Source organism: Streptomyces sp. NPDC104313, from assembly GCF_055583985.1.
Genome location: NZ_JBVJMW010000007.1, coordinates 360,786 through 385,592, shown reverse-complemented (window position 1 = coordinate 385,592; position 24,807 = coordinate 360,786). Strand labels below are relative to the sequence as shown.

The following is a 24,807-nucleotide window of genomic DNA, read 5'->3' as shown; positions in this document are numbered from 1 at the left end:
TCCATTCGTCTGACCGAGGTGTCGCATGTCCAAGTCCCTGCCTCTTTCGGCCGCCCAGGCAGGCGTGTGGTTCGCCCAGCAGCTCGATGTGGACAGCCCGGCGTACACCGCCGGCGACTGCGTCGACATCCATGGGCCGCTGGACACCGCGCTGTTCGGACAGGCCGTGGACCGTGCCGTCGCCTCCGCGCAGGCAGCCCGGACGCGGGTGGTGGTGACCGCGGACGGACCGCGCCAGGAAGTCGCGGTGCGGGCCGGGGAGCAGCTGACCCGCGTGGTCGACCTGCGCGGCGAGGCCGATCCGGCGGCGTCCGCCGAAGCCCTGTTGCGCGCAGAGGTGGCCCGCCCCTTCGACCTCGCGTCCGGCGAACCGCTGCTGCGCTCCACGCTGGTGCGCACCGCCGACGACCACCATCTGTGGTGCCACCTGTACCACCACATCGCCCTAGACGGGTTCGCCGTGTGGCTGATGGCTCGCCAGGTCGCGGCGGAGTACACCGCACTGGTCTCCGGCCCGGAGCTGGCGGAGCGGGAAGAGCTGGCCGTGGCGCCGCTGCTGGCCGAGGACGCGGCTTACCAGACGTCGGACGCCCGGACCGTCTCCCGGGAGTTCTGGGCTGGGTACTTCTCCGACGGCTTCACCCCGACCGTGCTCGCCCCCCGCCCCGCCGGCGGTGTCCGCGCCTTCCACCGCAGCGGCGTGACCTTGCGCGCCGAGCGCGCCGCGCTGTTGCACACCGCGGCCGCACGGCTGGGCGCCTCCTGGGCGCAGGTGGTCGCCGCAGCAGCCGGCGCGTACGTCCAGCGGTGCGCGGGCCGGGCCGAGGCGCTGCTCACGCTGCCCGTGCACGGGCGCACCAGCGGCGTCGCACGGCGTACCCCCGGGATGCTCACCAACATGGTCCCGCTGCGGCTGCGGACCGTGCCCGGCACCTCGGTGGGGGACCTGGTCGCGGCCACCGCACGCGAGATGCGAACAGTGCTGCGCCACCACCGATACCGCGCCGAGGAACTGCGCCGAGACCTCGGGCTGACGAGCACGGGCCGCCGCTTCTTCGGCCCGGTCGTCAACATCCAGGAACTCGACGGCGGCCTCACGATGGGGCCCTGCGGCGCCGAGACCAGGAATCTGTCCAACGGCCCCGTCGAGGACCTGGCCTTCAACGTGTTCAGCCGGACCGGGGTCGTCGAGATCGAGGTGGACGGGAACGCCGATGCTTACACCCAGGACGAGATCGCCGGGCACGCCCGCCGCTTCGGGCGCTTCCTGGAGGCCTTCGCGGGCCTCGATGCCGACCGGCCGGTCGGCGGGATCGGGCTGCTGAGCCCGGCGGAGGAGGAGCGCACCGAGCGGGCCGGGTGTGCCGACGTCCTCGAAGCCCGACCTGTACCGCTGTCCGAGGGGATCGCGCGGCAGGCCGCGGCCTCGCCGGACGCGGTGGCCGTCGTCGCCGACGACGGGAAGCTGAGCTACGCGGAGCTGACGGAGCGGGCGGACCGGCTGGCCGGGTTGCTGCGGGAGCGAGGCGCCCGTCCCGGACAGACCGTCGCGGTGGCGCTGCCGCGCGGCACGAGCCTGCCGGTGGCGCTGCTGGCCGTGCTGCGGACCGGGGCGGCCTATCTACCGGTCGACCCGGCGTTCCCGGCCGGGCGGACGGCGCATGTGCTGGCCGACGCTGACCCCGTGCTGCTTATCACCGTCTCCAGGGTGGCGGGCGCGATCCCCGGTGGCGGACAGCGGCTGCTGCTGGACGGCTCCGGGGCCGTCGTGGGACCCTCCGCCGCACAAGTCACCGCCCCGGAGGGGACGCCATTCGACCCGGCGCTGCCCGCATACCTGCTGTACACCTCGGGCTCCACCGGGAAGCCCAAGGGCGTTAGTGTCTCCCGGGCCAACCTGGACAGTCTGCTGGCGGCGATGGCCCTACGGGTGCCCCTCGCACCTTCGGACCGGCTGCTCGCCGTCACCACGGTCGCCTTCGATATCAGCGGTCTGGAGCTGTTCCTGCCGCTGCTCGCCGGGGCCACCACGGTGATCGCCTCCGAGGACCGGGTCCGTAGGCCCGCCGAGCTGGCACGCGCTCTCCGCGGCTCCGGGATCACCGTGATGCAGGCAACGCCCACCCTGTGGCAGGAGGTCCTGGCGGAGGACCCCGGCTGCCTGGCCGGGCTGACCGTCCTGACGGGCGGCGAAGCGCTGCCCGGCCCGCTGGCCGCACGCCTCACTGCGGCTGCCCGCCGCGTGGTGAACGTCTACGGGCCCACCGAGACGACGATCTGGTCCACTGCCCACGAGGTGCCGGCGGGCGAGGAGCGGAACCCGGCGATCGGGAAGCCCCTGGCCGGCACGCGCGCCCAGGTGCTGGACATCGCGCTGCACCCGGTGCCGGACGGCCTCGCGGGCGAGCTGTACCTCAGCGGCAGTGGGGTGGCATCGGGCTACCACGGTGCCCCCGCCACCACCGCAGTCCGTTTCGTGGCCGACGTCTCCGGCGCCCGCTTCGGGCAACCGGGCGGCCGGATGTACCGCACGGGGGACCTGGTGCGCAGGCGCCCCGACGGGACGCTGGAGTTCCTGGGGCGCGCGGACGACCAGGTCAAGGTGCGCGGCTTCCGGGTGGAGCTGGGCGAGGTCGAGGCAGCCCTGACCCGGCTGGCCCCGGTGGCCGCGGCCGTCGTCACCGTACGGCGCGGGCCGACCGGGGACGACCGGCTCGTGGCCTACGCCGTCCCGGCCGGCAAGGAGTCCATCGATCCGATCGCGGTGCGCCGCGAGCTGGCCTCGGTGCTCCCCGACCACATGGTGCCCACCACCCTGGTCACCCTGACGGAACTGCCGCTGACGGCGAACGGCAAGGTGGACCGGCGGGCGCTGCCGGAGCCGGAACCGGAGGCGGTGGTACGCGGACGGGGTCCGCGTACCCCGCAGGAAGAGATTCTCTGCGAGCTGTACGCCGAGCTGATCGGGCTGCCGTCGGTCGGCATCGACGACGGCTTCTTCGACCTGGGAGGCCACTCGCTGCTGGCCAACCAGCTGATCGTGCGGGCCCGCGAGACGCTCGGCATCGAGCTGTCGTTCCGCGCCTTGGTGGACCACCCCACGGTCGCGGAGATCACCCAGCGCACCGGGGTCGACACCTCCGAGTCGGCGTTCGACGTGCTGATCCCGCTGCGCTCGCGCGGCACGGGCGACCCGCTGTTCTGCCTGCACCCGATCGGTGGCCCGAGCTGGATCTACTCCGGGCTGATGAAGCACGTGGAGGCATCCCGGCCGATCTACGGCCTCCAGCCGCGCAACCTGGCCCGCCCCGAGGAAATGCCCCCGACGATCGACGCGATGGCGGCGGACTACCTGGAGCAGATCCGGGCCGTGCAGCCCAAGGGGCCCTACCACTTCCTGGGCTGGTCCTTCGGCGGTGTGGTCGCCCAGGCCATGGCTGTCCTGCTGGAGGAGCAGGGCGAGGAGGTCGCGCTGCTCGCGGTGATGGGCGACTACCCGATCGACACGGCCGACCATCCGATCCCCACCGACCAGGAGTTCTTCGCGGCGGCGGTGGAGTCGACCGGTTACGACATGTCGACCCTGGAAGGCAGAACGCTGGAGGCGAAGTTCGTGGCCACCGTGCTGCGCGAACGCAACAGCCCCTTCGCCCTGTTCGGCGAGTACAACCTACTGGCGCTCATAGACATCTACAAGAACAACCTCAAGCTCCTCATCGAGCACCGGCCCCGCTCGTTCCACGGCCCGGCTCTCTTCTTCCGCCCGACGCTGGGCGCGGACGGCGAACCGCTGGAGCGCACGGCCGAGGAGCTGTGGTTCGCCCATATGAAGGGGCCCGTCGAGGTCCACGAGATCGCCAGCAGGCACGAGCACATGAGCCAGCCGGAACCGCTCGGGGCGGTCGGAAAGGTCGTCGCGGCGGCGCTTCGCCCACCCGGCGGCGGGGCTCACGGCGGCGCGTCCGAGGGGAGCACCCGGTGACCCGCGGCAACGAACCGACGGAGCAGGAGCGGCTGCCGCTCTCCTTCGCCCAGCAACGCCTGTGGTTCCTCTCCCGGCTGGACGGGCCGGGCGCGACGTACAACGTCCCGTGGGCCCTGCGGCTGCGCGGGGAGCTGGACGGGGCGGCGCTCGGCGCGGCGCTGGACGACCTGGTGGCCCGGCACGAGAGCCTGCGCACGCTGTTCCCCGACACCGACGGGCTGCCGTACCAGCACATCCTGCCGGCGGACACGGTGCGGGTGGAGCTGCACGGAGAGCGGACCACCGAGGAGGAGCTGGTCTGCGCGCTGACCGCCGCCGCCCGCCACCCCTTCGACCTGGCGACTGAAATACCTGTGCGCGCCAGCCTGTTCACGCTGGGCGAAGCGGACCACGTGCTGCTGGTGCTGCTGCACCACATCGCCAGTGACGGCTGGTCGCTGGCGCCGCTCGCCCGGGACCTGGGCACCGCCTACACGGCGCGGGCCGCGGGCCGGGCGCCGGACTTCGCGGAACTTCCCGTGCAGTATGCGGACTACGCGCTGTGGCAGCGCGAACTGCTGGCGGACTCGAGCCCCGGAGGGACCGCCGACCGGCAGCTTGACTTCTGGCGACGCACCCTGGACGGGCTGCCCGAACAACTGGACCTGCCGACCGATCGGACACGTCCGGCAGCCCAGAGCCACCGCGGCGAGCTGATGTCCCTCCACATCGGCGCCGCGCTGCACAGGCGGCTCGACGAGACCGCACGCGCGCACCAGGTGACCCCGTTCATGGTGCTGCACGCGGGGCTGGCAGCCCTGCTGTCGCGGCTCGGCGGCGGTACCGACGTCTCCGTGGGCACCGCGGTGGCCGGGCGTACCGAGGAGGGGCTGGAGGACCTGATCGGGTTCTTCGTCAACACCCTGGTGCTGCGCACCGATGTGTCCGGTGCCCCGTCCTTCTCGGAGCTGCTGGGCCGGGTGCGGGAGGCGGACCTCGCCGCCTTCGAGCACCAGGACATCCCCTTCGAGCGGCTGATCGACGTGGCGGGACCGGAACGTTCGCTGTCCCGGCTGCCGTACGTCCAGGTGATGCTCGCCCTCCAGAACATGCCGGCACAGACCCTGGAGCTGCCGGGGCTGACGGCGTCGGAACTGCCGATCGGGTCGGGCAGCTCCAAGTTCGACCTGTCGCTGGCACTGTACGAGCGGTTCGACGAGGAGCGGCAGCCCGCCGGGCTTGACGGGCTCGTGGAGTTCAGCACCGATGTCTTCGACGCCGCCACCGTGCGGACGTTCACCGACCGGTGGACCCGGCTGCTGGACGCGGCGACCGCCGCGCCCGACCGGCCGGTGGCGGAGCTGGAGATCCTGGCGGAGGACGAGCGCGAGAAGCTGCTGTCCGGCTGGGGCACGGGCGGCACCCCGGTCCGGGCGGCAGACGCCACACCCGTGGCCCGCTTCCTGGAGCAGGCGGCCCGCACCCCGGACGCCGTCGCGGTCACCGACAGGGGCGCGGACCTGACCTACCGCGCCCTGGCCGACCGGGCGGGGCGGCTGGCCCGGGTGCTGGTGGAGCGCGGGGTGACAGCCGAGGCGCCGGTCGCCCTGCTGATGGAGCGGTCTACGGCACTGGTCGTCGCCACCCTGGCCGTCGCGCTGTCCGGCGGGACCTGTGTGCCGCTGCAGGAGACCGCTCCGGCGGAGCGGCTGCGCGGGATCGTCACGGAGAGCGGGGCCGCGCTGGTGCTGACCGACCACGCCTGCCGCACAGCGGCCGAGGCGCTGGGCGTGCCGCTGGCCGGGGCCGGGGACGAGCCGGACGGGCCGTCCGCCGTTCCGGCCGTGGACCCGGACCAGCTCATCTACGTCATGTACACCTCCGGCTCCACGGGGGTGCCCAAGGGCGTCGCCGTCACCCACCGCAACGTGCTGGAGCTGACCGCCGACCACGCCTGGCAGAGCGGTGCCCAGCAGCGGGTGCTGCTGCGCTCGCCGCACGCCTTCGACGCGTTCACGTACGAGCTGTGGGTGCCCCTGGTCCAGGGCGGCCGGGTCGTCGTCGCGCCGCCGGGCGAGCTGGACGCTCAGGTGCTCCGGGACCTCCTGGTCGAACAACGCATCACCTCGGTGTTCCTGACCACCGCTCTGTTCAACGTGCTGGCAGAGGAGTACCCGGACGCGCTGCGCGGAGTCCGGGAGGTGTGGACGGGCGGCGAGTTCGCCTCCGCCTCGGCCATCGGGCGAGTGCTGGACACCTGCCCGGAGGCCGAGGTCGTACACGTCTACGGGCCCACCGAGACCACCACTTTCGCGACCGCCGAACCGCTCCGCGCGCTCGGCGAGCCTCCAGAGGGCGCGGTGCCGATCGGCCGCCCCCTCGATGGCATGCGGGCCTACGTCCTGGACGAGCGGCTGGCGCCGGTCCCGCCCGGGGTGACCGGCGAGCTGTATCTCGCCGGGGCGGGGCTGGCCCGCGGCTATCTTCACCGGCCGGGCCTCTCCGCCGAGCGGTTCGTCCCCGATCCGCACGGGACACCCGGCGCCCGGATGTACCGCACCGGCGACCTGGTCCACTGGAACGGCGTGGGCTCCCTGGTTTTCCAGGGCCGGGCGGATGGCCAGCTGAAGCTGCGCGGCTTCCGGGTGGAGCTGGGCGAGATCGAGGCGGCGCTGGTCCGGGATCCCGCCGTCGCCCGCGCCACGGTGGTGCTGCGCGAGGACCGGCCCGGCGTGCGGACGCTCACCGGCTACGCGGTGCCGGCCGTGGCGGGGGCGGAGCCCGATCCGGCGGCGCTGCGCCGCAGGCTGATGGAGTCACTGCCGGAGTACATGGTGCCCGCGGCCGTGCTGGTCCTGCCCGAGCTGCCGCTCAACGCCAACGGGAAGATCGACCGGCGGGCGCTTCCGGCGCCCGAGGAGGCCCCCGCCGTCGGGGGCCGGCCGCCCCGCACCCCGCTGGAGGAACTGCTCTGCTCGCTGTTCGCCGAGGTCCTGGGGCTGGAGCGGGTCGGCGCGGACGTCGGCTTCTTCGACCTGGGCGGCGACAGCATCATGTCGATCCAGCTGGTCAGCCGGGCCCGCCGGGCCGGGCTGGGAATCACCCCGCGCGAGGTCTTCCGGCACCGCACGGTGGAGGGCCTGGCCGCCGTGGCACGGACCGATGCGGCCGATGCGGTGCGGGCCGACGACGTGCCGACGGGACGGGTGCCGCTGACCCCGGTCGTGGCGTGGCTGCGCGAACAGGGCGGCCCCGTCGATGCGTTCCACCAGTCGATGCTGCTGACGGCACCGGCCGGCGCGGACGCCGGGCGGCTCGTCACCGTGCTGGACTCGCTGTTCGCCCAGCACCCGATGCTGCGCTCCCGGCTCACCGCCACCGAATCCGGCTGGGACTGGCAGGTGGCCGGAGAACCGGCCGTCCCGGCCGCGCGGTTGCTGGAGTACGCCGACGCCCGCGGGCTGGGCCCGAAGGAGCTGGCCGAGCTGGTGGCGGAGCGGACGGCGGCGGCGCCGGCCCGACTGAACCCGTGGTCCGGGCGGCTGGTGGAGGCGGTCTGGTTCGACTGCGGACCGCTGTCCCAGGGACGGCTGCTGCTGGTCGTCCACCACCTGGTGGTGGACGGGGTGTCGTGGCGCATCCTGCTGGCCGAGCTGGCGCAGGCGTGGCAGGACACGTCCGCGGGCCGCCCGCCCCGCCCGGAACCGCCCACCACCTCCTTCCGGCACTGGGCCCGACTCCTGGCCGACGAGGCGGGCAGTCCGGGCCGTGCCGCCGAACTGCCCTACTGGAAGTCCGTCCTGGCGGAGGCGGGCCCACCGCTGGCCGAGCGCCGCCTGGATCCGGCGCGGGACACCCAGGGCACACTGCGCTCCCTGACCCTGAGCCTCGGCAGCGAGGTGGTCACCCCGTTGCTGACCACGGTTCCCGCCGCGTTCCACGCCGCGGTCAACGACGTCCTGCTCACCACGTTCGGCCTGGCCGTCGCCGAGTGGCGCAAACGGCACGGCCGGGGCACGGACAGTGCGACCACACTCGACCTGGAGGGGCACGGACGCGAGCAGGACATCGTCGAAGGCACCGATCTGTCGCGCACCGTCGGCTGGTTCACCAGCGTCTACCCGGTGCGCCTGGACCCGGGCCCGGTGGACTGGAGCGAGGTGACCACCGCGGGCCCGGCGCTCGGCGCCGCCCTGAAGGCGGTCAAGGAGCAGCTGCGCCGGGTGCCCGGCCACGGCATCGGCTACGGCCTGCTGCGCTATGTCGACGCGGCCGGGTCCGCCGCCCTGCGCGGCTTCGGCCGGCCGGAGACCGGATTCAACTACCTGGGCCGCTTCGGCGCGGAGAGCGACGGCGACTGGTCGCTGTCGGCAGACGGGGACGCGTTCTCCGGTGGCGCCGACGCCGGCCTGCCCGCCGCCCACGCGCTGGAGGTGAACTGCCTGACGCGCGACGAACCCGGCGGGCCCCGGCTGCTCGCCACCTGCTCCTGGCCCGGCGACCTGTTCGACGAGGACGCCGCGCGCGAACTCGTCGAGCTCTGGTTCACCGCGCTCGGCGCCTTGGTGCGCCACACCGAAACGGCTGACGCGGGCGGCCGTACGCCGTCCGACCTGGCACTGGTGACGCTCAGCCAGGAAGAGATCGACCGCCTTGAGGCCGCTTGGAGGACCCCATGACGACGCAATCGCAGCGCCCGGCGATCTCGGACATCCTGCCCCTGACCCCTCTCCAGGAAGGGCTGCTGTTCCACGCCCTGTACGACGAGGACGCCCCGGACGCCTACCACGTACAGCTGCTGTTCGACCTGGACGGGCCGCTGGACGCGGACGCCCTGCGCGGGGCGCTGCACGCGGTGGTGGCCCGTCATCCGAACCTCGGCGCGGGGTTCTGGCAGCGCGAGGTGAGCCGGCCCGTGCAGGTGATCCCGGCCTCCATCGAGGTGCCCTGGCGAGAGGCCGACCTCTCCACGCTGCCCGCCGATGAGCAAGAGCGGGCGATGGCGGAGCTGGCCGGTGAGGACCACGGCCGGCGCTTCGACCCCGCCGTGCCGCCGCTGATGCGGGCGACGCTCGCCAGGCGCGGGCCCGATTCCCACACCTTCGTCCTGACGCACCATCATGCATTGCTGGACGGCTGGTCGCTGTCGGTTCTGCTGCATGAGCTGATGGAGCTGTACGCCGCGCGGGGAGCGGCACTGCCGCCCGCCGTGCCCTACCGCACCTATCTGGCCTGGCTGGCGGGGCGGGACCGGGGCGCGGCGCTGGCCGCCTGGCGGACAGCGCTGGAGGGAGTGGACGAGCCGACCCGGATCTCGACGGGAGCCCAGGGGCCGGTGCGGGAGCTGCCGCGGAGCGTGGAGTTCCAGCTGTCGGCGGAGGCGACCGGGGCACTCTCGGAGCAGGCCCGACGCCATGGACTGACCCTCAACTCCCTGGTCCAGGGGGTCTGGGGCAGTCTGCTCGGCAGGCTCACCGGCCGGGACGACGTGGTGTTCGGCGCCACCGTATCCGGACGCTCGCCGGAGCTCGCGGGCATCGAGTCGATGGTCGGCCTCTTCATCAACACCGTGCCGGTCCGGCTGCGCGTCGGGCCCGGCGAGAGCCTGGTGGAACTGTCGGCCCGGCTCCAGGCCGAGCAGTCCGCGCTGATGGAGCACCAGCACGTCAGCCTGGCCGAGGTGCAGAGCGCGGTGGGGGTCGGGGACCTCTTCGACTCCCTGCTGGTCTTCGAGAACTACCCGCTGGACCGGGCGAGCCTGCCCTCCGCCGGGGGGCTGAGCATCTCCGGGGCGCGGAGCCGTGACTCCACGCACTACGCGCTCACCCTGGCCGCGATCCCCGGCGACGAGCTGGGTTTCCGTCTGGTGTACCGCACGGACCTGGTCGGCCAGGACCTGGCTACGGACCTCATGCGGTGGCTGCGCGGGCTGCTGGAGGAGGCGGGCCGCGATCCGCGCCGCCCGGCGTCCCGGCTGGACCTGCTGACGCCGCAGGAGTCGGCGCGGCTCGTCGCGGGGTCCGCCGCCCCCGCCCGCCGCGACCACCCGCCCGTCGGAACCGTGCAGGACGCCTTCGCCCGGCAGGTGGCCGCCACTCCCGGTGCCGTCGCCGTCAGCCACGAGGGGCAGCACCTCACCTATGCCGAGCTGGACGGCCGCGCGGAGCGGCTGGCCCGCGGGCTGACCGCGCTGGGCGTGGGCCCGGAGACCTCGGTGGCGGTCCTCCAGGAGCGCTCGGTGGAACTGGTGGTGTCGACGCTGGCCGTGCTGAAGGCCGGAGGCGTCTACGTACCGCTGCACACCGGCTTCCCGGTCGAGCGGATGGAGCTGATCTGCAAGGAGAGCGACGCCGCGGTGCTGCTGACGGACCGGGCGACCCGCGCACGTTTCGCCCTGGCGCACGACGCGGCCGAGATCGTGGCGGACGGCCCCGGGGAAGAGTGGCCGGAGGGGGCCTGCTCCGCCGCTCCGGGCCACGGGAGCCAGTTGGCATACATCATGCACACCTCGGGTTCGACCGGGGAGCCGAAGCCGATCGGCATCACCCACGAGGATGTGCTGGCCCTGGCGCTTGACGGCTGCTGGCGTGCGGGCCCCGGGGAGAGCGTGCTGCTGCACTCCCCGTACGCCTTCGACATCTCCACCTACGAGCTGTGGACGCCGCTGCTGACCGGCGGCCGGATCGTCGTCGCGCCCCCCGGCGAGCTGGACGTGCACACCTACCGCGGCCTGCTCACCGAGCGCGGTGTCACCTGCTTCATGGTGACGGCCGGCCTGTTCGGGCTGCTAGCCGATGAGGCTCCCGAGGCGTTCGCCGCGCTGCGCGAGGTGTGGACCGGTGGTGACCTGGTCTCCTCCGCGGCCCTGGAGCGGGTCCGGCAGCGCTGCCCGGACACCGCCCTGCGCCACCTCTACGGCCCCACAGAGACCACCCTCGGCGCCACCTGGCACGCGGTCGACCCGGCGGTCCCGGCGCCGTCCCCGCTGCCTGTCGGCCGCCCGCTGGAGGGCGGCCGGGCCCATGTCCTGGGTGCCGGACTGCTGCCCGTACCGGACGGGGTGACCGGGGAGCTGTACCTCGCGGGGACGGGACTGGCCCGCGGCTATCCGGGCCGCCGGGCGCAGACCGCCGAGCGTTTCACCGCCGACCCGTTCGGCCCGCCCGGCTCGCGCATGTACCGCACCGGGGACCTGGCCCGTCGCCGTCCTGACGGCGTCCTGGAGTTCGTCGGCCGTGCCGACCAGCAGGTCAAGATCCGGGGCTTCCGCATCGAACCGGCCGAGATCGAGCACGCCCTGTCCCGGCTGACGGGGGTGGCCCGCTCCTGCGTCGTCGTGCGCGAGCCGCGCCCCCGCGACAAGCAGCTCGTCGGGTACGCCGTCCCGGCCCCCGGCGCCGCCCTCGACCCGGATGACCTGCGCACGGCCCTGGCCGAGCGGCTGCCCGGCTACATGGTCCCGGCGGCGGTCCTGGTGCTGGACCGGCTGCCGCTCACCGGCAACGGCAAGGTGGACCGGCGGGCGCTGCCCGCCCCGGAGACTGTCACCACGCCCGCACGGGCTCCGCGCTCCGGACCGGAGGAGTGGTTCTGCACCGCCTTCGCGGAGGTGCTGGGCCTGCCGTCGGCCGGCCCGGACGACGACTTCTTCGCGCTGGGCGGCCACTCCCTTCTGGCGACCCGCCTGGTGAGCCGGATGCGGACCGCCCACGGCACCGAGCTGACCATCGCCGATCTGTTCGAGGCCCGCACCCCAGCCGCGCTCGCCGCCCTGACGGAAGAGGGGGCCGCCGACACCGACCGCGCACCCCTGGCCCCCCTACCGCGCCCGGAGCCGGTGCCGCTTTCCTTCGCCCAGAACCGGCTGTGGTTCCTGCACCAGCTGGAAGGCCCGAGTCCGACGTACAACATCGTGCGCAGCGTCCAGCTGACCGGTTCCGTCGACGAGGAGGCCCTGCGGGCCGCTCTGGCGGACGTGGTGGCCCGGCACGAGGCGCTGCGGACCGTGTTCCCGCAGCGGGCGGGCGTGCCTGAGCAACACATTCTCGGCCCGGCCGAGGGCGCGCCGCCGCTGGACGTCGTGGCGCTGTCCGCCGACGACTTGGAGGAGGCCGTCGCGCGGACCGCGCGCCACGCCTTCGATCTGGCTTCGGACACCCCGCTGCGCGCCACGCTGTTCCGGCTCGGCGCACGGGAGCACGTGCTGATGCTGCTGCTGCACCACATCGCCGGTGACGGCTGGTCCATGGGCCCGCTCAACCGCGACCTGGCCACCGCCTACACCGCGCGCACCGCGGGTCTCGCGCCCGCCTGGGAGCCGCTGCTCGTCCAGTACGCCGACTACACGCTGTGGCAGCGCACGCTGCTGGGCTCCGAGGACGATCCGGAGTCCGTCGCGGCCCGGCAGATCGACTTCTGGCGGGCCGCGCTGTCGGGGATGCCGGAGCAGATCGCGCTGCCCGCCGACCGCAGCCGCCCGGCCGAGGCGTCCTTCGCCGGCGACGAGGCGCCGGTCCGCATCCCCGCCGCGCTGCACGGCAGACTCGCGGCGCTGGCCCAGGAGCAGCGGGCCAGTCTCTTCATGGTGCTCCAGGCCGGGCTAGCGGCCCTGCTGACCCGGCTCGGCTCGGGCACCGACCTGCCGATCGGCAGCCCGATCGCAGGCCGCACCGACGAAGCCCTGGACGACCTCGTCGGCTTCTTCGTCAACACGCTGGTGCTGCGCACCGACACTTCGGGCGACCCCTCCTTCAGCGAACTGCTGGACCGGGTCCGGGAAGCCGACCTGGCGGCCTACACCCACCAGGACATCCCCTTCGAGCGGCTCGTGGAGGTCGTCAACCCGGAGCGCTCGCTGTCGCGGCAGCCGCTGTTCCAGGTCCTGCTGGCGCTCCAGAACGTGCCGTTGGAGGAGCTGCGGCTGCCGGGCGTCGAGGTGGCGCTGGACGCGCCCGGTGCCAAGGTCGCCAAGTTCGACCTGGCGCTGAGTCTGATGGAGCACCGCGACGCCAAGGGGAGGCCGGCCGGGATCGACGGTGTAGTGGAGTACAGCACCGCCCTGTTCGACCGGGCGACGGTCGACACCCTGGTGGAGCGGCTGGTGCGGTTGCTGACCGCGGTGGCCGCCGATCCGGAGCTGACGATCGGCTCCGTGGACGTCCTGTCCGCCACCGAGCGGACCGCGCTGCTGACCGGAGGCCGGGCCACGGGCCCGGCCATGGCTCCGGCGCGCACCGCCGACGAGCTGTTCGAGGAGCAGGTCACCCGTACTCCGGAGGCGGTGGCCCTCATCCACGAGGACCGGACCCTGACCTACCGTCAGCTGGACACCGCCGCGAACCGGCTGTCTCACTGGCTGGCCGGGCGGGGGGTGGGACCGGAGTCGTTGGTGGCGCTGCGGATGCCGCGCTCGGTGGACCTGATCGTCGGTATCATCGGAGCCTGGAAGGCGGGCGCCGCCTATCTGCCGGTGGACCCCGGCTACCCGCGGGACCGCATCGCGTACATGATCGAGGACGCCCGCCCGGCCGTGGTACTGGACGAGCTGCCGCCGGACCTGGCCGGCTTCCCGGACACCCCGCCCGGTGTCCCGGCCGTGCCGGACCGGACCGCGTACGCCATCTACACCTCCGGCTCCACCGGCCGCCCCAAGGGCGTGCTGGTAACCCACCGGGGTGTGCACAGCCTGCTCACCACGCAACGGGAGCGGCTGGGCGCCGGCCCCGGCAGCCGGGTCCTCCAGTTCGCGTCCCCCAGCTTCGACGCGGCGTTCTGGGAGGTGTGCATGGGGCTGCTGTCCGGTGCCACCCTGGTGCTCGCCCCCGCCGAACGGCTGCTGCCGGGAACCCCGTTGGCGGCGCTCCTCACCGAGCGGGCTATCACCCATGTGACCCTGCCGCCCTCGGCGCTGGCCGTGCTGGAGCCCGCTTCGCTGCCCGCGGGCAGCACGCTCGTCGTGGCCGGTGAGGCGTGCCCGCCGGATCTGGCCGCCACCTGGTCCGCGGACCACCTCATGGTGAACGCCTACGGCCCGACCGAGGCCACGGTCTGCGCCACCGCGACCGGGCCGCTCTCCGGAGCCGTCGTCCCGCCGATGGGCACCCCGGTCGCCGGTGCGGGCGTCCGGGTCCTCGATCACCGGCTCGCCCCCGTCCCGCCCGGAGTGGCGGGAGAGCTGTACCTCACCGGGTCCGGACTCGCGCGCGGCTACCTGGGCCGCCCGGGGCAGACCGCCGACCGCTTCGTGGCCGACCCCTACGGCCGGCCCGGCACCCGCATGTACCGCACCGGGGACCTCGCAGCCTGGCGAGCGGACGGCGCCCTGGAGTTCCTGGGCCGCGTCGACCACCAAATGAAGGTGAACGGCTTCCGCATCGAGCCCGGCGAGATCGAGGCCGCGCTGACCGAGCTGCCGGAAGTGGACCGGGCCGTCGTGGTGCCGCGCGCCGAGCGGGTGGTGGCCTATGTGGTGCGTGCGGACGATGAGGCGGGTGCCGACAGCGCGCGCCGCCAACTGGACGACTGGCGCTCGGCGTTCGAGACCCAGTACTCCGGGGCCGCCGACGTCGGCGACTTCGCCGGGTGGAACAGCAGCTACGACGACGCGCCCATCGCGCTGGATGACATGCGCGAGTGGCAGCGGGCCACCGCCGACCGCATCCGCGCCCTGCGCCCCCGCCATGTGCTGGAGATCGGCGTCGGCAGCGGGCTGATCCTGTCCGAGGTGGCGCCCGGCTGCGCGGGCTACTGGGGCACCGATCTGTCGCCCACCGCCGTCGCGGCCCTGCGCGAGCGGCTGGCCGCCGATCCGGAGACCGCCGCGAAAGTGACCCTGCGCGCCCAGGCCGCCGACGTCACCGACGCCCTGCCCTCCGGACTGTTCGACACCGTCGTCGTCAACTCGGTCGCCCAGTACTTCCCCGACGCCGGATATCTGCGCACCGTGCTGACCCGGGCGGCCGGTCTGCTCGCCCCAGGGGGCAAACTGTTCCTGGGCGACGTCCGCAACCTGCGGACCCTGCGCACCCTGCGCACCGCCGTGGCGCTGACGCGGTTCACCGACGCCGGGGACGCCGCACGGATCCGCCGGTTCGCCGACCAGAGCGTGCTGGCGGAGAAGGAACTCCTCGTCGACCCCGACTTCTTCGCCGGGCTCTGCGGCGACGGGCAGCCGTTCGCCCATGTCGACCTTCAGATCAAGCGGGGCACCGGGCACAACGAGCTGAGCCGCCACCGCTACGACGTCGTCCTGCACACCGCTCCCCCGCCGGAGCCGCCCGCGACCGCCCCCGAGCAGCGGCTCAGCTGGGGCGACGGCCTCGACGGGCTCCCGGCGCTCGAGCGCTTGCTGGAGAACGATCGCCCGCCACGGCTCCGCGTCACCGGCATCCCCAACGCCCGTCTGCTGGGCGAGAACGCCGCCCGCGGGCTGCTGGAGGCAGACAGCGCACCGGCCGAGGCCCGCGTCCTGCTGCACACGTACGCCGCCTCCCCGGCCGCACCCGACCCGGAGCAGCTGTGGGAGCTGGGTGCCCGGTACGGCTACGCCACCGCGCTCACCTGGTCGGGCACTGGTGCCGACGGCGGCTTGGACCTGGTCCTGGACACCGAGGGCCCCCCGTACGGCCGTTACGAGCCGGGCTGCGTCGGCGAGCCGCTCGTTAACTCTCCCGCCCGGTCCCGGGACACCGGATCGCTGACAGAGACCCTGCGCACCCGGCTGCGGACCAGGCTGCCCGCCCACCTGGTGCCCACGGCCTTCGTCGTGCTGGACACCCTGCCCCTCACCGCCAACGGCAAGATCGACCGCGGGGCGCTGCCGGAGCCCGACCTCGCCGCCCTGCTGACCCACCGCGCCCCGCGCACACCGCGCGAGGAGATCCTGTGCGAGCTGTTCGCGGAGGTCCTCGGGCTGCCCTCGGTCGGCATCGACGATGGGTTCTTCCACCTCGGCGGGCACTCCCTGCTCGCGGTGCGGCTACTGAGCCGAGTGCGCACCGCCCTGGACATCGAACTCCAGGTGCGCGACCTGTTCGAGGCGCCGACCGTGGCCGCCCTGGCCCGGCTGGCAGACCGGTCGCGCAGCGGCCGGGCACCGCTGGTTCCGATGGACCGGCCCGCGACGCTGCCGCTCTCCTTCGCCCAGCAGCGGCTGTGGTTCCTGGCGGAGCTGACCGGCTCCAGCGCGGAGTACAACTTCCCGCTGGCACTACGACTGCGCGGAGCGGTGCGGCCCGAGGCGCTGCGCGCGGCCATCGGCGATCTGGCGGACCGCCACGAAACGCTGCGCACGGTCTTTCCACGGCAGGCCGACGGAACGCCCGCACAGCGGATCCTTCTGAACGTCCGGCCGTCTTTCACGACCGTCGACACCACCGAAGCAGAGCTTCCCGGACTGCTGGCGGATCTGGTCCGCCACCCGTTCGACCTGGCCGTCGAGCCGCCTCTGCGCGCGGTGCTCCACACGGTGGCCCGGGAGGAGCACGTCCTGGTCCTGCTGCTGCACCACATCGCGGGGGACGGCTGGTCCCTGGCCCCGCTCGCCCGGGACCTGGCACACGCCTACGCCGCCCGGCGGGACGGCCGCGCTCCGGCGTGGCAGCCGCTCCCGGTCCAGTACACCGACTATGCCCTGTGGCAACGGGAGTTCCTGGGCGACGCCGAGGACCCGGGGAGCCCGGCGGGCGAGCAGCTCGCATTCTGGCGGCGCACCCTTGCCGAGCTGCCCGAGGAGATCCCACTGCCGGTGGACCGGGCCCGTCCGGCGGTGGCCAGGGGCAGCGGCGCACGGGCTCCGCTGCGCATCGACGCCGAGCTGCATCGCGGTCTGTCCGCCCTGGCCCGGCAGCACGGGGCAACGCTGTTCATGGTGATGCACGCCGCGCTTGCGGCCACGCTGACCCGGCTCGGCGCCGGCACCGACATCCCGCTGGGTACCCCGGTCGCGGGCCGCAACGACGAGGGGCTGGACGATCTCGTCGGCTTCTTCGTCAACACGCTGGTGCTGCGCACCGACACCTCCGGCGACCCGTCGTTCGCCCAGCTCTTGGCCCAGGTCCGAGAAGCCGACCTAGCCGCCTACGCCCACCAGGACGTGCCCTTCGAGCGTGTGGTGGAGGCGGTCAACCCGGAACGCTCGCCGGCCCGGCAGCCTCTGTTCCAGGTGATGCTGGCGCTCCAGAACACCCCCGGCGCGGCCTTGGAGCTGCCCGGTCTGGAGATCGACGCCGAGCCGGTTCCGGTGGAGGTAGCGAGGTTCGACCTGACCATCCATCTGCACGAGACCCGGGGCCCGGACGGCGAGGCGAGTGGCATCGAGGGCAGCGTCGAGTACAGCACCGAGCTGTTCGACCCGGCCACCGCCCACCGGGTCGCGGCCACCTTGGTCCGGCTACTGGCAGCGGCCGTGGCCCATCCAGACCGGCCCATCGAGGCCCTGGAGGTGCTGGGCGGCACCGACCGGGCGCTCGTCCTGGACCGGTGGGGCGGCGCGGCCCGCCCGGCTGCCGCACCCGACGCCGCCACCCTCGCCTCCCGGTTCGACGATCAGGCGGCCCGCACCCCGGACGCCGAGGCCGTGTCCCTGGGCACGGACCGGATCAGCTACCGCGAGCTGGCCACCCGCTCCGACCGGCTGGCACGGGCCCTGATCGCCCACGGTGCCGGACCCGAGAGGATCGTCGCCCTCGCGCTGCCCCCGTCGACCGCCCTGGTCGTCGCGATCCTCGCCATCCTCAAGTCCGGCAGCGCCTACCTCCCGCTGTCCCCGACCGCCCCCGTGGAGCGGCTGGCCTCCGCCCTGACGGACAGCGCCCCCGTGCTGGTCCTCACCGACGCGGCGACTCGGCCGGTGCTGCCGCCCGAGGCGGACGTCCGCCTGGTGGAGGAGCTGACGGACCCGGCGGTGTGGCCGGACACCCCTGTCACCGACGCCGACCGCCGTTCGCCACTGCGCCCGGACCACGCGGCGTACGTGATCTACACATCGGGATCCACCGGCCGTCCCAAGGGCGTGGTGGTCACCCACGCCAACGCCGTACGCCTGTTCACCGTCGCCCGCCAGGAGATGGACTTCGGCCCCTGCGACGTGTGGACGCTCTTCCACTCCTGCTCCTTCGACTTCTCCGTCTGGGAACTGTGGGGAGCTCTGCTGCACGGCGGTCGGCTCGTCGTCGTCCCCAGGGAGGTCACCCGCTCGCCCGAGGACTTCCTGCGGCTGCTGGCCGACGAGCGGGTCACCGTGCTCAGCCAGACCCCCTCGGCGTTCCACCTGCTCTCGGGGGCCGACCGGGAGGACCCGGCCACCGGCCGCCGCCTCGCCCTGCGGTACGTCGTCTTCGGCGGGGAAGCCCTGGATCCACGCGGTCTACGAGACTGGTACGCCCGGCACCCCGACGACGCGCCGGTCCTGATCAACATGTACGGGATCACCGAGACCACCGTGCACGTCACCGCCCTGCGGATGGGCCGGGAGGACCCGCCCGCCGCGGTCGGCAGCCCGGTCGGGCATCCGCTGGCCGACCTCGGACTGTACGTCCTGGACGAGCGGCTGCGACCCGCCGCACCCGGGGTGGCCGGGGAGATCTACGTCTCCGGCGCGGGCCTCGCCCGCGGATACCTGCACCGGGCCGCGCTCACCGCCGAGCGCTTCACCGCCGACCCTCATGGCGCCCCGGGCACCCGCATGTACCGCTCCGGGGACCTGGGCCGTTGGCGCGGCGACGGCACGCTGGAGCACCTGGGCCGCGCCGACCAGCAGGTCAAGATCCGGGGTTTCCGGATCGAGCTGGGGGAGATCGAGGCAGCCCTCGGCCGGGACCCGGAGCTGGACCGCGCGGCGGTCCTGGTCCGCGAGGGGAAGCTCGTGGCGTATGTCGTGCCGCGCCCCTGCGCCAAGCCGGCCCCCGCCGCGGTGCGGGCCCGGCTCGCGGAACAGCTGCCGGACTACATGCTCCCCGCCGCCGTGGTCGTCCTGGAGAACCTGCCGCTGAACACGAACGGCAAACTGGACCGGCGCGCCCTCCCCGGCCCGGTCCCGGAGGCGGCCGGGGCGGTGACAGCGCCCCGCACCCCCGCCGAGGAGACCCTGGCACAGGTGTTCGCGGACGTCCTCGGTGCGGCGGCGGCTGGGACCGAAGCGAACTTCTTCGAGCTGGGCGGGGACAGCATCAGCTCCATCCAGCTGGTGGGCGCGGCCCGCCGGGCGGGGCTCGCCCTGCGCGTGCGCGATGTCTTCGAGCACCCGACGATCGCCCGGCTGGCTCGGGTCGCCGACGCCTCCGGAGCCGTGGCCCGCGCCCTCCCCGCCGTCCCGGCCGCGGGGCCGCTCCCAGCCACGCCCGTGGTGCGCTGGCTGGCCGAACGCGGCGGCCCGGTCGACCGGTTCAGCCAGTACGCCGTCGTGCACACCCCGCCCGGCCTGGACCTGGCGCGGCTCACCACGATGCTCGGCTCCCTGCTGGACCAGCACGACGCGCTGCGCACCCGGCTGCGCACCGGGGACGGCGCCTGGAAGCTGGACATCGCGGAGCCCGGCAGCGTGGCCCCGGAGGACCTGGTGCGGCAGGTGGCGGTCCCGGAGGGGGATGCGGCTGCCCTGATCCGCGAGCACGTCGAGGCGGCGTTCGGACGTCTGGCACCCCGGCAGCGCGTGATGGCGCAGGCCGTGTGGTTCGACGCGGGACCGGAGCAGCCGGGCAGGCTCGCCCTGGTCCTCCACCACCTGGTCGTCGACGCCGTGTCCTGGCGCATCCTGCTGCCCGACCTGGAGGCCGCCTGGGCGGACGTGGCAGCCGGCCGTACCCCGCGGCCCCTGCCCGTCGGCACCCCGGTGCGCCAGTGGGCGCACCTGCTGGAGCGGCGCGCCGAGGACCCCTCGCTGCTGGCGGAACTGCCTTACTGGCGGGCGCAGGTGTCGGGCGGCGACCCGCTGCTGACCCGGCGCGCGCTCGACCCCGGGCGCGACACCTCCGCCACCACCCTGCAGTGGGCGGCCCAGCTGCCCGCCGATGTGACCGGACCGCTGCTCGCCACCGTCCCGGACGCCTTCCGGGCACGCGTCAACGATGTCCTGCTCACCGCGCTGGCCGTCGCCCTCACCGGCTGGCGAGCCGGGCCTGGCGGCCGGTCGGCAGGCGGTGTCCTGGTGGACCTGGAGGGGCACGGCCGCGAGGAGGGCGACACGGGCGCCGACCTATCACGGACGGTGGGCTGGTTCACCAGCATCTACCCCGTCCGGCTGGACGTGGGCGACGTCGACCCGGCCGACGTCGCGACCGGCGGGTTCACCCTCGGCCGGGCACTGAACCGGGTCAAGGAGCAGCTGCGTGCCGTCCCGGACAGCGGGATCGGCTACGGCGTGCTGCGGTACCTGGCCCCCGGGCCGGGCGCGGAACTGGCCCGGTTCCCCGCCGCCCAGGTGGGGTTCAACTACCTCGGCCGGTTCACCGCGGCCGCCACCGACACCGGCGCGCCCGCTCCCTGGCAGCTCACCGACGACGCCGACGCGCTCGGCGGCGGCGCCGACCCGGAGCAGCCCGCCGCGCACGCCCTGGAGATCACCGCTCTGGTGCAGGACGGGCCCGGGGGCCCGGTCCTGCACGTCGGGATGGCCTGGCCGGGCGCGCTGCTGTCCGAGGCGGACGTCCAGGACCTGTCCCGGCGCTGGTTCACCGCCCTGGAAGGGCTGCTGGTCCGGGCCCGCCGGGGCGGAGCCGCCGCCGCCACCCCCGCCGACCTGCCCCTGGTCTCGCTGAGCCAGGACGACATCGACCTGTTCGAGGACGAGTTCGACCTGTTCGAGGACGGACCCGATGCCGGACCCCACGACGAGGAGCCCAGCCCATGAGCCAGTCCCGGGTCGAGGATGTCCTGCCCCTGTCTCCCCTCCAGGAGGGCCTGCTCTTCCACTCCCTCTACGCCGAGGAGGACGGCGGGTCCGACACCCCCACCGACGTCTACAACGTCCAGCTCACCCTCAGCCTGGACGGCCCCGCCGACCCCGTCGCCCTCCGCGCGGCCACGACCGCCCTGCTACGCCGCCACCCCCAGCTGCGCGGGGCGTTCCGGCTCAGCGGGTCCGGGCGGCCGGTGCTGGTCGTGCCGCGCGCTGTCACCGTCCCCTGGACGGAGACGGACCTGACCGGGACGTCGCCGGACGAGCGGGAGGAGCGGATGCGCGCCCTCGCGGACGCGGACCGGGTACGCCGCTTCGATCCGGCGCGCGCTCCGCTGCTGCGCTGCCGCTTCATCCGGATGGCGGAGGACAGGGCCCGCTTCGTCCTGACGTACCACCACATGCTCCTCGACGGCTGGTCGATGTCGCTGCTGGTACGTGAACTCCTCGCGCTGTACGCGGCGGGCGGGGCGGACACGGGGCTGCCCGCCCCCGTCCCGTACCGCGGCTATCTCCAGTGGCTCGCCGGCACCGACCGGGAGACCGCTCGCAAGGCGTGGCGCGAGGCCCTGGACGGCCTGGACTCCGCGACCCTGCTGGCCCCCGCCGACCTTCCGGAGCAGCGCGCGCTGCCCGGCACCGTGAGCACCGGGCTGTCCGAGGAGGAGACGACCGCCTTGGTCGCCCTGTGCCGTTCGCGCGGGCTCACCCTCAACACCCTGGTGCAGGCCGCCTGGGGAATGCTGCTCGGCCACCTCACCGGCCAGGACGACGTGGTGTTCGGCGCCATCACCTCCGGCAGGCCGCCGGAGGTGGCCGGAGTAGACGGCATGATCGGGCTGTTCATCAACGCCGTGCCGGTACGGGTGCGGCTACGGCCGACCGAATCCATCGCCGGCCTGCTGGACCGGCTCCAGTCCGAGCAGGCGTCCCTCACCGGCCACCAGCACCTGCCTCTGAGCGAGGTCATCGGCACCACCGGTCTGCGCACCCTCTTCGACACCCTCATGGTGTTCGAGAGCTACCCACTGGACGCCTCGGCGCTGCGCGCCGAGAGCGACCGGGCCGCCGTCCACGGCATCGACGTCAAGGACGCGACCCACTACCCGCTGGCCCTGGTAGTGCTGCCCGGCCGCAGCCTGGTGCTCAACCTCAGTCACCGCACCGACCTGTTCACTGCCGACGCAGCCCGCTCGGTGCTGCGACGGCTCACCGCGCTGCTGACCGCGCTCCCGGCGGCGGCCGACGCCCCGCTGGCCGCCGTCCATCCCGGCGGGGCCGGGCAGCTCGCCCGGGAGCTGTCCAGCGGCACGGGCACCCGGCGAGCCCTGCCTGCCGAGACGCTGCCGGAGATCCTGGAGCGGCAGGCGGCCCGCACCCCCGACGCGGTCGCCGTCCGTCTCGAGGACCGCACTCTGACCTACGCCACCCTGCACGAGCGCGCCGACCGGCTCGCCCGGGCACTGGCGGCGGCGGGTGCCGGACCCGAACGGATCGTCGCCCTCGCCCTGCCCCGCTCCGTCGAGCTGGTCGTCGCATTGCTCGCGGTCCTGAAGACCGGTGCTGCGTTTCTGCCGGTGGCCCCCGACAGCGCGCCCGGCCGCCTGGGCATGCTGCTGGCGGAGGCCCGCCCGGTCGCCGTCGTCACCCCGTCCGGCGGCCCGGCCGCCGACCTGCCCCCGGGCCCCGCCCAGATCCCGGCCGACGCGAGCGGAGGCCCATCGGACGGCCCCGCCCCCTGGCGCAGCGCGGGGCTGCACCCGGACCACCCCGCTTACCTCCTCTACACCTCCGGGTCGACGGGCCGTCCGAAAGGCGTCCTCGTGCCGCACCGGGGCATCGTCAACCGGCTCCGCTGGATGCAGTACGCCTACGGCCTCACCGAGGACGACCGGGTCCTCCAGAAGACCCCGGCAGGGTTCGACGTCTCGGTGTGGGAGTTCCTGTGGCCGCTTGCCGAGGGGGCGCAACTCGTGCTGGCCGCCCCGGACGGACACCGCGACCCGCACTACCTGGCCGAGCTCATCGAACGCGCCGGTGTGACCACCGCCCACTTCGTGCCGTCCATGCTCGACGCCTTCCTCGACGCTCTGGAGACCCCGGGCCCGGACGGAGGGCCGCCCGCCCGCGCAGCCGCCTGCGCCGCCGTGCTGCTCCGGATCGTCGCCAGCGGCGAGGAACTGCCCCGCGATCTGGTCAACCGCACCGGCCGCACGCTCGGCGTCGCGCTGCACAACCTCTACGGCCCCACCGAGGCGTCCATCGACGTGACGGCCTGGCCCTGCCCGCCCGGCATCGGCACAGGGCCCGTGCCGATCGGGCGACCGGTGTGGAACACCCGGGCGCTCGTCCTGGACTCGGCTCTGCGCCCTTCCGCCACCGGCGCGACCGGAGAGCTGTACCTCGGCGGGGTGCAGCTGGCCCGCGGCTATCTGCACCGCCCCGGCCAGACCGCAGAGCGCTTCGTGGCCGACCCTTACGGCGAGCCCGGCGACCGGCTCTACCGCACAGGCGACCTCGCCCGCCGCAGGCCGGACGGGGCCCTTGAGTTCGTGGGCCGCGTGGACGACCAGGTGAAGCTGCGCGGCCGGCGTGTCGAGCCCGGGGAGACCGCCGCTGTACTCGCGACCCACCCCTCCGTCACACGCGCCGCCGTCGTCGTTCGCGACGAGGGGCCCGGGGGCCCCAGGCTGGTCGCCTACACCGTCACCGCAGACGGCGGCCCGCCCGATCAAGAGGCCCTGGCCGCGCACTGCGCCGCCCACCTGCCCGAGCCGCAGCGTCCGTCCGCCGTCGTCGGCCTCGCCGCCCTTCCGCTGACCCCCAACGGAAAGCTGGACCGGGCCGCGCTACCCGCGCCCGCCCGCCCCGCCACCGGGCCCGGACGCGCCGCTCGCTCCCCCCATGAGGAAGTGCTGTGCGCCCTGTTCGCGGAAGTGCTGGGCGTAGCGCGAACGGGCATCGACGACGACTTCTTCGAACACGGCGGGCACTCTTTACTCGCCACCCGCTTGACCGGACGCATCCGGGAGGTGCTTGGCACCGACACCAGCGTTCAGGCACTGTTCCGCGCCCCGACCCCGGCCCTGCTGGCCGAACACCTGGGCGCCGCCCGCAGCGCCGACGACGGACTCGGCCCGCTCCTGCCGCTGCGCGCCACCGGAAAGCGCCCGCCGCTGTTCTGCGTCCACCCGGCCGCCGGGCTCGGCTGGCCCTACGCCGGCCTCCTCGCCCACCTCGGCCGCGAGTACCCGGTCCACGGCCTCCAGGCACGCGGCCTCACCTCCGGTGAACCGCTGCCCGGCACCGCCCGGGAGATGGCCGAGGAGTACGTGGAACGCATCCGGTCCGTCCAGCCGCACGGCCCCTACCACCTGCTCGGCTGGTCCTTCGGCGGGCTGATCGCACACACCATGGCCAGCCTGCTGGAGGAGCGGGGCGAGGAGGTCGCCCTGCTCGCCATCATGGACGCCTACCCACGCTTCGAGGGCGCCGAGGACCACGCCCCGGGCCTCGCCGACGTCCTCACCGGGCTCCTCGCCCACGCCGGACTGCGCCCCGAGGACCTGGGCGAGGGGCCGCCGGACCTGGACCGGACCCTGTCCGCCCTGCGCGACGCCGAGTCCGCGCTCGGCCGGCTCGACCGCGAGCGGCTGACCGCGATCGTCCGTGTCTTCCAGAACAACACCCGCATCCAGCACGCCCTGACCCCCCGCCCGTTCGGCGGCGACCTGCTGTTCTTCACCGCCACCGAGGGCCGCGGCCCCGGCTGGCCCACCGTCCACGACTGGCAGCCGTACACCGGCGGCCGGATCACCGCCGTCGACGTCGCCTGCGACCACGGGTCGATGTCCCGGCCCGAACCGCTCGCGGTCATCGGCCGGGCGATCGCGGACCGGATCCGCGAAACCGCGGCGCGCCGCTCCGCCCGTACCCACTGACCGACCGC

Annotated in this window: 4 protein-coding genes; all 4 read left to right on the top strand. The window is 74.1% G+C overall.

Annotated elements, in window-relative coordinates; all coding sequences use genetic code 11:
• The first annotated feature begins 25 nt into the window (after nucleotides 1-25).
• From ACZ60Q_RS19550 to ACZ60Q_RS19535, 4 genes are read left to right on the top strand one after another with little or no spacing between them, the layout of a single operon-like run.
• Entirely contained in the window at nucleotides 26-3,982 is a 3,957-nt protein-coding gene (locus ACZ60Q_RS19550) for an amino acid adenylation domain-containing protein (protein ID WP_469635826.1), read from the top strand.
• Nucleotides 3,979-8,643, top strand: coding sequence for an amino acid adenylation domain-containing protein (locus tag ACZ60Q_RS19545; protein ID WP_469635823.1), 4,665 nt, complete (start codon nucleotides 3,979-3,981; stop codon nucleotides 8,641-8,643). The genes ACZ60Q_RS19550 and ACZ60Q_RS19545 overlap by 4 nt, the downstream gene beginning before the upstream one ends.
• Nucleotides 8,640-20,810: an amino acid adenylation domain-containing protein gene (locus ACZ60Q_RS19540; RefSeq protein ID WP_469635820.1), complete on the top strand. Its 12,171-nt coding sequence runs from the start codon at nucleotides 8,640-8,642 to the stop codon at nucleotides 20,808-20,810. Before ACZ60Q_RS19545 ends, ACZ60Q_RS19540 begins: the two co-directional genes overlap by 4 nt.
• Nucleotides 20,807-24,799 carry an amino acid adenylation domain-containing protein gene (locus ACZ60Q_RS19535; RefSeq protein WP_469635817.1) on the top strand — a complete coding sequence of 1,331 codons (3,993 nt, stop codon included), beginning with the start codon at nucleotides 20,807-20,809 and terminating at the stop codon, nucleotides 24,797-24,799. The genes ACZ60Q_RS19540 and ACZ60Q_RS19535 overlap by 4 nt, the downstream gene beginning before the upstream one ends.
• The last annotated feature ends 8 nt before the right edge of the window (nucleotides 24,800-24,807 follow it).

Bases quoted from the DNA above. Each gene is read 5' to 3' on its own strand.
- ACZ60Q_RS19535 (WP_469635817.1), top strand. From the start codon at position 20,807: ATGAGCCAGTCCCGGGTCGAGGATGTCCTGCCCCTGTCTCCCCTCCAG.
- ACZ60Q_RS19540 (WP_469635820.1), top strand. From the start codon at position 8,640: ATGACGACGCAATCGCAGCGCCCGGCGATCTCGGACATCCTGCCCCTG.
- ACZ60Q_RS19550 (WP_469635826.1), top strand. From the start codon at position 26: ATGTCCAAGTCCCTGCCTCTTTCGGCCGCCCAGGCAGGCGTGTGGTTC.